We start from the raw sequence: 13,067 nt of genomic DNA, 5'->3' as shown, positions 1-13,067 counted from the left end.
TCCGGGTTCCCTCCCAGACGAGCTTCAACACTGCAAGGAGCCGCACCTGTGAGCAGTGCCGACGACCAGACCACCACGACGACCAGCAGCGAACTGCGAGCCGACATCCGCCGGCTGGGCGACCTCCTCGGAGAGACCCTCGTGAGGCAGGAAGGCCCCGAGCTGCTGGAACTCGTCGAGAAGGTGCGCCGACTCACCCGAGAGGACGGCGAGGCCGCCGCGGAACTGCTGCGCGGCACCGAACTGGAGACCGCGGCCAAGCTGGTCCGCGCCTTCTCCACCTACTTCCACCTCGCCAACGTCACCGAGCAGGTGCACCGAGGCCGTGAGCTGGGCGCCAAGCGCGCCGCCGAGGGCGGACTGCTCGCCCGCACGGCCGACCGCCTCAAGGACGCCGACCCCGAGCACCTGCGGGAGACCGTCCGCAACCTCAACGTGCGCCCCGTCTTCACCGCGCACCCCACCGAGGCCGCCCGCCGCTCCGTCCTCAACAAGCTGCGCCGCATCGCCGCCCTCCTGGACACCCCGGTCATCGAGTCCGACCGGCGCCGCCTGGACACCCGCCTCGCCGAGAACATCGACCTCGTGTGGCAGACCGACGAACTCCGCGTCGTCCGCCCCGAGCCCGCCGACGAGGCCCGCAACGCCATCTACTACCTGGACGAGCTGCACGCGGGCGCCGTCGGCGACGTCCTGGAGGACCTGACCGCGGAGCTGGAGCGGGCCGGCGTCAAGCTCCCCGACGACACCCGCCCGCTCACCTTCGGCACCTGGATCGGCGGCGACCGCGACGGCAACCCCAACGTCACCCCCCAGGTCACCTGGGACGTCCTGATCCTCCAGCACGAGCACGGCATCAACGACGCCCTGGAGATGATCGACGAGCTGCGCGGCTTCCTCTCCAACTCGATCCGCTACGCCGGCGCCACCGAGGAACTCCTCGCCTCCCTCCAGGCCGACCTCGACCGGCTCCCCGAGATCAGCCCCCGCTACAAGCGGCTCAACGCCGAGGAGCCCTACCGGCTCAAGGCCACCTGCATCCGGCAGAAGCTGGAGAACACCAAGCAGCGCCTCGCCAAGGGCACCTCCCACGAGGACGGCCGCGACTACCTCGGCACCGCCGAACTCCTCGACGACCTGCGCGTGGTCCAGGCCTCCCTGCGTGAGCACCGCGGCGGGCTCTTCGCCGACGGCCGCCTGGCCCGCACCATCCGCACCCTGGCCGCCTTCGGCCTCCAGCTGGCCACCCTGGACGTCCGCGAGCACGCCGACGCCCACCACCACGCGCTCGGCCAGCTCTTCGACCGGCTCGGTGAGGAGTCCTGGCGCTACGCCGACATGCCGCGCGAGTACCGCGCCAAGCTGCTCGCCAAGGAGCTGCGCTCCCGGCGTCCGCTGGCACCCACCCCGGCGCCCGTCGACGCGCCCGGCGAGAAGACCCTCGGCGTCTTCCAGACGGTCCGGCGCGCCCTGGAGGTCTTCGGCCCCGAGGTCATCGAGTCCTACATCATCTCGATGTGCCAGGGCGCCGACGACGTCTTCGCCGCCGCCGTGCTGGCCCGCGAGGCCGGCCTGATCGACCTGCACGCCGGCTGGGCGAAGATCGGCATCGTGCCGCTCCTGGAGACCACCGACGAGCTGAAGGCCGCCGACACCATCCTGGAGGACCTGCTCGCCGACCCCTCCTACCGGCGCCTGGTCGCGCTGCGCGGGGACGTCCAGGAGGTCATGCTCGGCTACTCCGACTCCTCCAAGTTCGGCGGCATCACCACCTCGCAGTGGGAGATCCACCGCGCCCAGCGCCGCCTGCGCGACGTCGCCCACCGCTACGGCGTACGGCTGCGCCTCTTCCACGGCCGCGGCGGCACCGTCGGCCGCGGCGGCGGCCCCACCCACGACGCGATCCTCGCCCAGCCCTGGGGCACCCTGGAAGGCGAGATCAAGGTCACCGAGCAGGGCGAGGTCATCTCCGACAAGTACCTCATCCCGTCGCTGGCCAGGGAGAACCTGGAACTGACGGTCGCGGCCACCCTCCAGGCGTCCGCCCTGCACACCGCGCCCCGCCAGTCCGACGAGGCCCTCGCCCGCTGGGACGCCGCCATGGACGTCGTCTCCGACGCCGCCCACACCGCGTACCGGTCACTCGTCGAGGACCCCGACCTGCCCGCGTACTTCCTGGCCTCCACGCCGGTCGACCAGCTCGCCGACCTTCACCTGGGCTCGCGGCCCTCGCGCCGCCCCGGTTCGGGCGTCTCGCTCGACGGACTGCGGGCCATCCCGTGGGTGTTCGGCTGGACCCAGTCGCGGCAGATCGTCCCCGGCTGGTTCGGCGTCGGCTCCGGCCTCAAGGCGCTGCGCGAGGCGGGCGTGCGCCAGGAGGGCGACGCCGTCCTCGAAGAGATGCACCAGCGGTGGCACTTCTTCCGCAACTTCATCTCCAACGTCGAGATGACCCTCGCCAAGACCGACCTGCGGATCGCGCAGCACTACGTCGACACCCTCGTCCCGGACGAGCTGAAGCACGTCTTCGACGCCATCAAGGCCGAGCACGAGCTGACCGTCACCGAGGTCCTCCGCGTCACCGGCGAGACCGAACTGCTGGACGCCGACCCGGTCCTCAAGCAGACGTTCACGATCCGCGACGCCTACCTGGACCCCATCTCCTACCTCCAGGTCGCCCTCCTCGGCCGCCAGCGCGAGGCGGCCGCCGCCGGCACGGAACCCGACCCGCTCCTCGCCCGGGCCCTGCTGCTCACCGTCAACGGCGTGGCGGCGGGCCTGCGCAACACCGGCTGACCGCAGCCCCGTACACAGGACGGTGCCCCCGCGCTCACCAAGAGCCCGGGGGCACCGTCCTGCCGTACGCGGGACACTCACACCGCGAAGAACGCCGCCGTCAGCAGCGCCACACCCGCCCCGGCCATCGCCCACGCCACCCGCGTCCGCCGCAGCCCTCCGGCCACCACCACCGACGCCAGCAGCAGCGCCCCGCCCAGCGGCACCCACGCGTACAGCACCCCCGCCGGACCGGAACGCACCACCTCGTCGCTCCCCGGCTTCACCACCACCGAGTACGTCCGCCCCTTGGCCACGGCGACCGAGTCCTCGATGACGACGCGCTCCCGCTCCCGCGACCCCGCCGACACCGGCGCGTACGGCCCGCTGCACGAACCGTCGGCGCACCCCGTCACCTCGACCGTGCCCTGCTCCCGGCCCTTGGTCAGCAGCACGTGCTGCGCCGTGCCCCAGGACGCCCACACACCCGCGATCAGGATCAGCGCCGCGACCGTGCCCATCGCCGCGATCCGGCCGAATCGCAGCAGGGCGTACGAGGCCTGACGGGGACGAGGGGCGGCGGCGGAGGCAGGCATGGCCGGGATCATTGGCCATACCTGAGCGGTCGGTCAACTCGCCCGCGCGCCATCGGCGGACAAGTCAGGAGTTGTACGCGCTCTGCGCCCGCTCCAGCCCCTCGATGACCAGCGCCTCCGCCGCGTCCGCCGCCCGGTCCACGAAGTAGTCCAGCTCCTTGCGCTCCGCCGACGCGAAGTCGCGCAGCACGAAGTCCGCCACCTGCATCCGCCCCGGCGGCCGCCCGATCCCGAACCGCACCCGGTGGTAGTCCCGGCCCAGCGCCTTCGTGATCGACTTCAGCCCGTTGTGCCCGTTGTCCCCGCCGCCCAGCTTGAGCCGCAGCACGCCGTAGTCGATGTCCAACTCGTCGTGCACCGCCACGATGTTGGCGAGCGGAACCTTGTAGAAGTCCGCCAGTGCCGTCACCGGGCCGCCCGACACGTTCATGAACGACATCGGCTTCGCCAGGATCACCCGCCGGTTGGCCGGCCCGGGCGGACCGATCCGCCCCTCGACCACCTGGGCCTGCGCCTTGCCGTGCCGTTTGAACCGCGCCCCCATCCGGTACGCCAGCAGATCCGCCACCATGAAGCCGACGTTGTGCCGGTTCGCGGCGTACTCGGGGCCCGGATTGCCCAGGCCGGCGATCAGCCAGGGCGCACTCGCGTCCGTCGTCACGTCCATGTCTCCTCGCTACCCGTCCGCACATACGCGTCGGCCGCTGCTCCGCACGGGAACAGCGGCCGACCACATGATGACCCAGGCCCGGCAGGACCCGGGGGACGATCAGGCCTCGGCGGCCTCTTCGCCCTCGGTCTCACCCTCGCCCTCGGCGGCGGGCTCCTCGGCCTGCGCGGCCAGGACCTGCACGACCACGGCGTCCTCGTCGACGGCCAGCTTCACACCGGACGGCAGCTTGATGTCCTTGGCGTGGATCGAGGCACCGGCCTCCAGACCCTCCACCGACAGGGTGACCTGCTCCGGGATGTGCGTGGCCTCGGCCTCGACCGGCAGCGCGTCCAGGACGTACTCCAGCAGGAAGTTGCCCGGGGCCAGCTCGCCCTCGGCCTGCACCGGGATCTCCACGGTCACGGTCTCGCCGCGCTTGACCAGCTGGAGGTCGACGTGCTCCAGGAAGCCCTTGATCGGGTCACGCTGCACGGACTTCGGGATCGCCAGCTCGTTGGTCTTGCCGTCGATGTCCAGCGAGATCAGGACGTTCGGCGTACGCAGCGCCATCAGCAGCTCGTGGCCCGGCAGCGTCAGGTGCAGCGGGTCGGAACCGTGGCCGTACAGAACGCCGGGAACCTTGTCGTCACGACGGATACGGCGGGCGGCACCCTTGCCGAACTCGGTGCGCGTGCCGGCGGAGATCTTTACCTCGGACATGATCACTCCTCGTAGAGCTGGAACGGACGTGGTCACCCGGCCACGAACGGCCTGCTACGAAGAGCGCGTCGATAACGGACCGCCGTACGCACGCCTTCGAAAAGACGCGTACGGCCTCCCTCGCCGAGCAACTTCAGCAGTCTACTCGGAGGGGGAGGCCGCACCCAAAACGATCTCTGCAGAACGGTTACTGCACGACGCTCACTGCTCGTCGAACAGGCTCGTCACCGAGCCGTCCTCGAACACCTCGCGCACCGCGCGCGCGATGGTCGGCGCGATCGACAGCACCGTGATCTTGTCCAGCTCCAGCTCGTTCGGCGTGGGCAGCGTGTCCGTGAACACGAACTCGCTCACCTTCGAGTTCTTCAGCCGGTCCGCCGCCGGACCCGACAGCACACCGTGCGTCGCGGTCACGATGACGTCCTCCGCACCGTGCGCGAACAGGGCGTCCGCGGCGGCGCAGATGGTGCCACCGGTGTCGATCATGTCGTCGACCAGGACGCAGATGCGGCCCTTCACGTCACCCACGACCTCGTGCACCGTGACCTGGTTCGCCACGTCCTTGTCGCGCCGCTTGTGCACGATCGCCAGCGGCGCGCCCAGACGGTCGCACCAGCGGTCCGCCACCCGCACCCGGCCCGCGTCCGGGGAGACCACCGTCAGCTTCGAACGGTCCACCTTCGCGCCCACGTAGTCCGCGAGCAGCGGCAGCGCGAACAGGTGGTCCACCGGGCCGTCGAAGAACCCCTGGATCTGGTCCGTGTGCAGATCCACGGCCAGAATCCGGTCCGCACCCGCGGTCTTCATCAGGTCCGCGATCAGACGCGCCGAAATCGGTTCACGTCCGCGGTGCTTCTTGTCCTGCCGCGCGTAACCGTAGAACGGCACGATGACCGTGATGGAGCGGGCCGACGCGCGCTTCAGCGCGTCGATCATGATCAGCTGCTCCATGACCCACTTGTTGATCGGGGCCGTGTGGCTCTGGATCAGGAAACAGTCCGCACCTCGCGCCGACTCCTGATAACGCACATAGATCTCACCGTTGGCGAAGTCGAAGGCCTTCGTCGGGACGACCCCGATACCCAGCTGGTGGGCGATCTCCTCGGCAAGCTCGGGGTGGGCGCGGCCGGAGAAGAACATCAGTTTCTTCTCGCCGGTCGTCTTGATCCCGGTCACAGCACTGTCTCCTCAGAGGTTCGCAGCTGAGCGTCACGGGCGCTCTCCCGACTGGCCGCGGGGGCGTCTCAGCTGGTGGGGTGCGGATGTGCACTTATCACGGTACGCCGTGTTCGACGTGCCGGTTTCCGGTCAGTCTTCGCTTCCCGCCTCCCGGGAGACCGCCTCGGCCGCCTTCGCCGCCGCGCTCCCCGGACGCTTCCGAGCCACCCAACCCTCGATATTCCGCTGCTGGCCGCGGGCCACGGCCAGCGAACCGGGCGGCACGTCCTTCGTGATCACCGAGCCGGCGGCGGTGTAGGAACCGTCCCCGACCGTGACAGGAGCCACAAACATGTTGTCCGAACCCGTACGGCAGTGGGAGCCGACGGTCGTGTGGTGCTTGTCCTGCCCGTCGTAGTTCACGAACACACTCGCGGCACCGATGTTGGTGTACTCGCCGATCGTCGCGTCGCCCACGTACGACAGGTGCGGGATCTTCGTCCCCTCGCCGACCGACGCGTTCTTCGTCTCGACGTACGTGCCCACCTTGGACTTGAGGCCGAGACGGGTCCCCGGCCGCAGATAGGCGAACGGACCGACCGACGCCTGCGGGCCCACGTCCGCGCTGTAGGAGACGGTGTTGTCCACCCGCGCCCCCGCCCCGACCCGGGTGTCCGTGAGCCGCGAGTTCGGCCCCACCTCGGCGCCCTCGGCCAGGTGCGTCGCACCGTGCAGTTGCGTACCCGGGTGGACGACGACGTCCTGTTCGAACGTCACCGTCACGTCGACCCACGTGCTCGCCGGGTCGACGACCGTCACGCCGGCCAGCATCGCCCGCGTCAGCAGCCGGTCGTTGAGGATCCGGCGGGCCTCGGCGAGCTGCACGCGGTTGTTGATGCCCGCGATCTCCCGGTGGTCGCCGGCCACGGAGGCACCGACGCGATGACCGGCCTCGCGCAGGATCCCGAGGACGTCCGTCAGGTACTCCTCGCCCTGGCTGTTGTCCGTCCGCACCTTCCCCAGCGCGTCGGCGAGCAGCCGCCCGTCGAACGCGAAGACACCGGAGTTGATCTCCCGGATGGCCCGCTGCGCCTCGGACGCGTCCTTGTGCTCCACGATCGCGGTGACGGCGCCGGTCGCCTCCTCCCGCACGATCCGGCCGTACCCCGTCGCGTCCGGCACCTCGGCCGTCAGCACGGTCACGGCGTTCCCGTCGGCGGAGTGCGTGGTGGCGAGCGCCCGGAGGGTGTCGCCGGTCAGCAGCGGGGTGTCGCCGCAGACCACGACCACGGTCCCGTCCACGGCGCCGCCCAGCGCCTCGAGACCCATCCGCACCGCGTGCCCGGTGCCGTTCTGCTGCTCCTGCACGGCGGTGCGTACGTCGGGGGCGACCTCGGCGAGGTGCGCGGTGACCTTCTCGCGGGCGTGCCCGACGACGGCGACCAGGTGCTGCGGGTCCAGCTCACCGGAGGCGGCGAGCACGTGCCCCACGAGGGACCGGCCGCACAGCTCGTGCAGGACCTTGGGTGTGGCCGACTTCATACGGGTGCCCTCACCCGCTGCGAGAACGACGACGGCTGCCGGGCGAATGGCGCTCACGGGATGCCCTTCGGCTTTTGGGGTGGGGGTGGACATCCGCAGGATACCGGGGTGGTTTGCGGCGGACATGAGTGCGGGCCCTGACCGTGTGGTCAGGGCCCGGAAGTGACAGCTCCCCCATCAGGATTTGAACCTGAACTTAAGGGACCAAAACCCTCAGTGCTGCCTGGTTACACCATGGGGGACCGACCTCGGTCCGACCGGACGTTCCGTCAGGCCGATGAGGCGGCACCCCACACTATGCCGTACGGCACGCCTTCCGTGCGACGGTGGAACGGGCTCGCGGGATATCGCGTCCTATCGTTTGTCGAAAGTCACCGGAAATGGGGCGGCTCGCGCCCGTAGGCTGGAGGCATGACCACGACGGGGGAAGACCACGTGCCGGCCCGGGGTGGGCCTTGGTGGTGGGACAGGCGGCGCGGCGCGGTGCTCGATGTGAGCCTCGGTGTCGTGTCCGCGTTGGAGTGCGCGGCGGAGGGGGTCCCGTTCGCGCGGGACGCCGGGATTCCGTTGGCGGTGGGGGTCGTCTTCGGGCTGCTGGCCGGCTCGGTGCTGGTGGTGCGGCGCAAGTGGCCGATCGCGGTGGTGCTGGTGGCGATCGCCGTCACGCCGGCCGAGATGGGCTTCCTGATGGGCGTCGTCGGCCTGTACACGCTGGCGGCCTCGGAGTTGCCGCGGCGGATCATCGGGTCGCTGGCCGGGATGTCGCTGCTGGGGACGTTGATCGTGACGTTCGTGCGGCTGCGGCAGGACATGGCGCGGGACGGGGTGGACCTGGGGGACTGGTTCCTGCCGTTCGCGTCGATCGCGACCTCGCTCGGGCTGACCGCTCCGCCGTTGCTGCTCGGCCTGTACGTGGGACAGCGGCGGCGGTTGATGGAGAGCCTGCGGGAGCGGGCGGACTCGCTGGAGCGGGAGCTCCAGTTGCTCGCGGAGCGGGCGGAGGAGCGCGCGGAGTGGGCGCGGGGCGAGGAGCGGACCCGGATCGCGCGGGAGATGCACGACGTGGTGGCGCACCGGGTGAGCCTGATGGTGGTGCACGCCGCCGCGTTGCAGGCGGTGGCCCGGAAGGACCCGGAGAAGGCGGTGAAGAACGCCGCGCTCGTGGGGGACATGGGGCGGCAGGCGCTGACGGAGCTGCGGGAGATGCTCGGCGTGCTGCGCAGCGGTGGGGACGGTGCCCGCGCGGAGCGGGCCTCGGTGCCGTTGGCGGCGGTGGGCGTGGCGGCGGCCGCGGCGGCGTCGCGGGCGGCGGGGGACGGGGAGTCGTCGCCGGACGGTCCGTGCCTGTCCGAGCTGGACGAGCTGATCGGGCAGTCGGAGGCGGCCGGGATGGTCGTCAACCTGTCCGTGGAGGGGGAGGAGCGGGTGTACGCCGCGGAGGTGGAGGCGACGGCGTTCCGGGTGGTGCAGGAGGCGCTGACGAACGTGCACAAGCACGCGGCGGGTGCGAAGACGTATGTGCGGCTGGCTCACCGGGTGTCGGAGATCGCGATGCAGGTGGAGAACGAGCCGCCGCCCGAGGCCGCGGCGTCGGCGCGGCTGCCGTCGGGTGGCAATGGGCTGGTGGGGATGAAGGAGCGGGTGGCCGCGCTCGGGGGCGTGTTCGTGTCGGGGCCGACGGACGCGGGGGGTTTCCGGGTGTCTGCGGTGATTCCGGCGTCGTAGCCGCGCGGCCGCTGTAATTGGGGTGTGGGGTCAGCCGGTGGTGAGGCGGGTCGGCTGGGTGCCGGCGACGAGCGCCGCGAGGGCGGTGTCGATGTCGGGGCCGAGGTACCAGTCGCCGGTGTGGTCGAGGGCGTAGACGCGGCCCTCGGTGTCGATGGCGATGAGGGCCTGGCTGTCGGTCTCGGTGCCGAGGGGGCAGGTCTGGGTGTCGAGTGCGCGGCCGAGGTCGCCGAGGGTGCGGGCCATGTGCAGGCCGTGCAGCGGGTCGAGGTGCAGGGTGGCGGGGGCGATCTGGCGGCCGGAACCCGTGGGGGCGAGGTGGAGGCCGCCGAACTCGGCCCACGCCTCGACGGCGGCGGGGAAGACGGTGTGGCGGTGTCCGGCGGGTGAGGTGTGTTCGCGCAGGGTGTCGGCCCAGATCTCGGCCTGCTTGATGTCCCAGCGTCCGGGTTGCCAGCCGGCGTCGCGCAGTGCGGCGTCGACGGGGACGGGGAAGCGGGTGGTGGAGGTGCGGTCGGCTTGCATCGGCCCTTGGTTCTCTTCGGTCGGCTCTGGCGGCTCGGTCCTCGGCGTCGGTGGCCGGCGGGTCAGTCCTCGCTCGTCGTGGGGTCGACAACGCGGACGCCGAAGTGTGCGCTGAGGGCGGTGCAGGCGCGGCACGGTGCGGCGAAGCTGCCGTGGAGGGGGTCGCCGTCCTCGCGGATGCGGCGGGTGGTGAGTTTGGCGTGTTTGAGTGCTTTGCGGGCTTCGCCGTTGGTCATGGGTTTTCGTGCGGCGCGTTTGCTGCGGGTGGCGTCGGCGTTGGCCAGGTGCCGTGAGATGAGGATCGTCTCGGCGCAGCGGCCGGTGTAACGGTCTCGTTGGCCGCTGGTGAGGGTGTCGAGGAAGTCCTGGACGAGATGGTGCAGAGCGGGCGGCGCGTCGGCGCGGGTGGCCGTGCCGGTGAGGGTGGTGCCGCGCACGGAGAGGGCGGCGGCGACGGTCGGGAGTATGCCGTCGCGGCGGTGCTGGAGGGCGGGGGCGTGCTGGGCTTCGGCGCTGCTCCAGCCGATGCGGGGATCGCCGCCGCGGGGGTCGTCGGGCCGCCCGGTGGCGGGTCCCGTCTGTGTCGCACTCATGATCATCTTCCCCTCCTGAGCATCCCCCGGAAGGTCACAGAGTGCCAAATCCCGTGGCTGCTGGGGAAGCTGGGGCTTGGCGACACGCCCGGGTATGGGCGGTGTGTCACGGGAGGGTGACGGCAGGTCACGGAAGCGGAGGTCGGCGTGTCGGGTGCGGGGTCCGGCGCCGGTGACCCCTCTCGACGTACCGCATAGGCTGTCGGCACCGCGAATGCGTGCGGTGACCAGACAGTGCAGACAGATCAGACAGACGCCGCAGGGGGCAACCGCCATGACTACAGGTCGGCTCGGGCAGCGAGCCGCGCCGCCGAACGCGGCCTATGCCGGGCAGGTCGTGCATTTCCCGGATCCGGTGCGGGCGGCCCGTCACCCGAGAGGAGTACGGGTGGACGAGGGCGGCTACCCCGTCTTCTCGCCGTACGCCCGCGCGGTGGCGGAGATCGCGGAGCCGCCCGTGGGGTTCGGCGTCGACGAGTTGCGCCTGACGGACTACGTGTCGGCCAACGCGGCGCTGTCCGCGTCGGGCCACGAGCTGTGGGACACGGTGCCCGCGGTGGCGACGCCGCACGGCTGGACGTGGCACCACGTGGCCGGTTCGCGCCGCATCGAGCTGGTGCCGGTCGAGGTGAAGGCGCTGCTGCGGCACCACGGCGGCATCGCGACGGCCACCGTGGACCAGGGCAAGCGCGGCACCAGGCCGTTGCAGGAGACGCGTCCGGCGCACTTCGGGCTGCCGAAGTCGGGCGTCGCCGTGTCGGAGCAGCAGGTGCAGGGGGTCGAGGAGGACCTCGGCTACCGGCTGCCGGGCGCGTACCGGTCGTTCCTGAAGGCGGCGGGCGGCTGCGCGCCGGTCGGCACGGCGCTGGACGCGGAGCTGGGGCTGCTGGTCGACCAGCCGTTCTTCACGGTGCGTGAGGAGGCGGCGGTCAACGACCTGGTCTATGTCAACAAGTGCCTGCGGGACCACCTGACCAAGGACTACCTGGGCGTCGCGTTCGTCCAGGGCGGCCTGCTCGCGGTGAAGGTCAAGGGCGACCGGCTCGGTTCGGTGTGGTTCTGCGCCTACGACGACGTGCGCGACGTGGATCCCTCCATGCCGCCCGCGGACCGGGTGGAGCGGCTGCTGATGCCCTGCGGTGAGGACTTCGACGTGTTCCTGTCGCGGCTGGCGGGGTCCCCGCCGGAGCTGGAGACGGTGGCGAACCTGATGGTGGACGGCGGATTCGCGCACGCGGTGCCCGCGACGCCGGCGTCCGTAGGGGAGTGAGCTGACGATGGTGACGTTCGCGCAGGCGCAGGAGCGCGCGGAGGAGTGGGTCAACGGCGAGCTGCCGGCGTACCAGCACCGTGAGGTGCGGGTGCGGGAGTTCGACCTCGGGTTCGTGGTGTGGGCCGAGGACCGTGCGGACGGTCCGCGTTCGGACGGCGGTGCGCAGCGGCTGGTGATCGCCCGGGACAGCGGGGAGGCCACGCTGTGGCCGGGGCTGCCGGTGGGTGAGGTCATCCGCCGGTACGAGGAGGAGTACGGCCGTCCCGACGAGGCCGAGGAGCCGCAGCCGGCGCCCGCCGCGCGGGTCGACCTGAACCAGACGTCGTTCCTGCTGAGTCCGCCGGAGTGGCTGCAGGAGGCGGCGGACAAGCTGGGGATTCCGGACCGCCGGCGCGGGGATCGGGACAGCGGCACCGGGGACACCGGCGCTTCCGGTTCCGGTTCCGTGGCCGGTCCTGCCGCGCCGCTTCCCGAGACGCGGGCCGGGGTGCCGTCGGCCCCTGCTGGGGGCAGCGGTGCGGCGTGGCCGGCCGCCGCGTCCGGTGGTGACGATGGCTCCGGGGCGGGCGCGGGTGCGTCCGGTGCGCCGGGTGCCCCGGCCGGGGCGACGCCCTGGGCGGGGACGGACACCAACGCGGACGCCGGTGAGGACCGTTCCGTACCGCTGCCGCAGACCGTGTTCTCGCCGCCGCTGAGCGGTGCCGACGACGACGCGCCGCCGCCCGCGACGCCGGACGCCAAGACGGCGCTGATGTCGGGCGGCAGTTCGCTGCCGCCGACGGCGCTGTCGCCCGCGCTCGACGAACCGAACGCGTCGGCCGCGCCCGCCGGTCCGGGCACGCCGCCGCCCGCGCCGTCGACGCCGCCCGCCGCGCCGGCCCAGCCGCTCGCTGCGAACGCCGGGGACATCGCCGACGCCGCGACCAGCAAGGCGGCGCCTCCGCCGCGCCGTGGCGGTGGCCCGACCACGCCGCCTCCGCCCGGTGCCCCGGGTGTGCCGGGCGGGCGGCCGGGCGCCACGCCGCCGCCGTCGGGGACTCCGGCGCCGGGTACGCCGGCCGGCGGGTATGTGCCTACGCAGTTGGTGTCTTCGCTCGGGCCCGAGGGTCCGGGTGCGCCGGGTGGCCCGGGTGCGCCGGGCACGCCGCCTCCGCCGGGCGCGCCGCAGCCCCCTGCCGCACCGGGCACGCCGCCCGGTACGCCGCCCGGTCCGCAGGCGCCGGGTACGCCGCCCCCGCCGGGCGCTCCGGGCGCTCCGAGTGCTCCGGGCGCTCCGGGCGGGACGCCGCCGGGTGGCATGCACCACGCCGCCACGATGCTGGCCGACCCGGGCCGCACGGGCGGCGGTGCGCCGCAGCCTCCGCAGCCTCCGGGTCCGCCGGGTCCTCCCGGTCCCCCCGGGCCTCCCGGTGCCCCCGCGGCTCCCGGCGCTCCTGGGGCCCCCGGTGGGGCGGGCGCGCCCCGCGCCCCGGGGGCGACGCCCCCACCGCCCCCCCCGCCCGGGGTTC

Annotated in this window: 10 protein-coding genes and 1 pseudogene; 4 read left to right on the top strand and 7 right to left on the bottom strand. The window is 72.3% G+C overall.

Annotated elements, in window-relative coordinates:
* Positions 1-48 precede the first annotated feature (48 nt).
* Positions 49-2,796: a phosphoenolpyruvate carboxylase gene (gene ppc, locus ACFC1X_RS23660; protein ID WP_376356660.1), complete on the top strand. Its 2,748-nt coding sequence runs from the start codon at positions 49-51 to the stop codon at positions 2,794-2,796.
* Positions 2,797-2,873: 77 nt separating this feature from the next.
* Here the strand turns inward: ppc and ACFC1X_RS23655 are convergent, their stop codons facing one another.
* The 5 genes from ACFC1X_RS23655 to glmU form a co-directional block, all read right to left on the bottom strand.
* Complete coding sequence (locus ACFC1X_RS23655; protein ID WP_376356658.1) at positions 2,874-3,383, bottom strand: hypothetical protein; 510 nt, start codon at positions 3,381-3,383, stop codon at positions 2,874-2,876.
* Positions 3,384-3,435: 52 nt separating this feature from the next.
* Positions 3,436-4,038 (bottom strand): aminoacyl-tRNA hydrolase, encoded by a 603-nt coding sequence (gene pth, locus ACFC1X_RS23650; RefSeq protein ID WP_376356656.1) that lies wholly within the window; start codon positions 4,036-4,038, stop codon positions 3,436-3,438.
* 102 nt (positions 4,039-4,140) lie between these two features.
* Entirely contained in the window at positions 4,141-4,743 is a 603-nt protein-coding gene (locus ACFC1X_RS23645; RefSeq protein ID WP_376356655.1) for a 50S ribosomal protein L25/general stress protein Ctc, read from the bottom strand.
* 201 nt (positions 4,744-4,944) lie between these two features.
* A complete protein-coding gene (locus ACFC1X_RS23640; protein WP_125494724.1) occupies positions 4,945-5,919 on the bottom strand; it encodes a ribose-phosphate diphosphokinase in 975 nt (324 codons plus the stop codon).
* A gap of 132 nt (positions 5,920-6,051) precedes the next feature.
* Positions 6,052-7,500 (bottom strand): bifunctional UDP-N-acetylglucosamine diphosphorylase/glucosamine-1-phosphate N-acetyltransferase GlmU, encoded by a 1,449-nt coding sequence (glmU, locus tag ACFC1X_RS23635; protein WP_376356653.1) that lies wholly within the window; start codon positions 7,498-7,500, stop codon positions 6,052-6,054.
* A gap of 354 nt (positions 7,501-7,854) precedes the next feature.
* Here glmU and ACFC1X_RS23630 point away from each other — a divergent pair, with 354 nt between their 5' ends.
* Positions 7,855-9,168, top strand: coding sequence for a sensor histidine kinase (locus ACFC1X_RS23630; protein ID WP_376356651.1), 1,314 nt, complete (start codon positions 7,855-7,857; stop codon positions 9,166-9,168).
* Between the two features lie 30 nt (positions 9,169-9,198).
* Here ACFC1X_RS23630 and ACFC1X_RS23625 read toward each other — a convergent pair whose 3' ends face one another.
* Together ACFC1X_RS23625 and ACFC1X_RS23620 are read right to left on the bottom strand one after the other, a co-directional pair.
* Positions 9,199-9,693: an SUKH-3 domain-containing protein gene (locus ACFC1X_RS23625; RefSeq protein ID WP_376356649.1), complete on the bottom strand. Its 495-nt coding sequence runs from the start codon at positions 9,691-9,693 to the stop codon at positions 9,199-9,201.
* Between the two features lie 62 nt (positions 9,694-9,755).
* Entirely contained in the window at positions 9,756-10,286 is a 531-nt protein-coding gene (locus tag ACFC1X_RS23620) for a YwqJ-related putative deaminase (protein WP_376356647.1), read from the bottom strand.
* 274 nt (positions 10,287-10,560) lie between these two features.
* Between ACFC1X_RS23620 and ACFC1X_RS23615 the strand changes: the two genes are divergently transcribed.
* The gene (locus tag ACFC1X_RS23615) at positions 10,561-11,556 is read left to right on the top strand and encodes an SMI1/KNR4 family protein (protein ID WP_376356646.1); all 996 of its coding nucleotides are present in this window, start codon (positions 10,561-10,563) and stop codon (positions 11,554-11,556) included.
* A 7-nt stretch (positions 11,557-11,563) separates the two neighbouring features.
* Positions 11,564-13,067 (top strand): annotated as a pseudogene (locus ACFC1X_RS23610) (hypothetical protein); the annotation flags it as partial.

It is taken from the genome of Streptomyces sp. NPDC056128 (assembly GCF_042263835.1).
Lineage (GTDB): Bacteria > Actinomycetota > Actinomycetes > Streptomycetales > Streptomycetaceae > Streptomyces.
This window is presented reverse-complemented; position numbering and strand designations above follow the sequence as displayed.

Bases quoted from the DNA above. Each gene is read 5' to 3' on its own strand.
- ACFC1X_RS23655 (WP_376356658.1), bottom strand. From the start codon at position 3,383: ATGATCCCGGCCATGCCTGCCTCCGCCGCCGCCCCTCGTCCCCGTCAG.
- pth (WP_376356656.1), bottom strand. From the start codon at position 4,038: ATGGACGTGACGACGGACGCGAGTGCGCCCTGGCTGATCGCCGGCCTG.
- ACFC1X_RS23645 (WP_376356655.1), bottom strand. From the start codon at position 4,743: ATGTCCGAGGTAAAGATCTCCGCCGGCACGCGCACCGAGTTCGGCAAG.
- ACFC1X_RS23630 (WP_376356651.1), top strand. From the start codon at position 7,855: ATGACCACGACGGGGGAAGACCACGTGCCGGCCCGGGGTGGGCCTTGG.
- ACFC1X_RS23625 (WP_376356649.1), bottom strand. From the start codon at position 9,693: ATGCAAGCCGACCGCACCTCCACCACCCGCTTCCCCGTCCCCGTCGAC.
- ACFC1X_RS23620 (WP_376356647.1), bottom strand. From the start codon at position 10,286: ATGAGTGCGACACAGACGGGACCCGCCACCGGGCGGCCCGACGACCCC.
- ACFC1X_RS23615 (WP_376356646.1), top strand. From the start codon at position 10,561: ATGACTACAGGTCGGCTCGGGCAGCGAGCCGCGCCGCCGAACGCGGCC.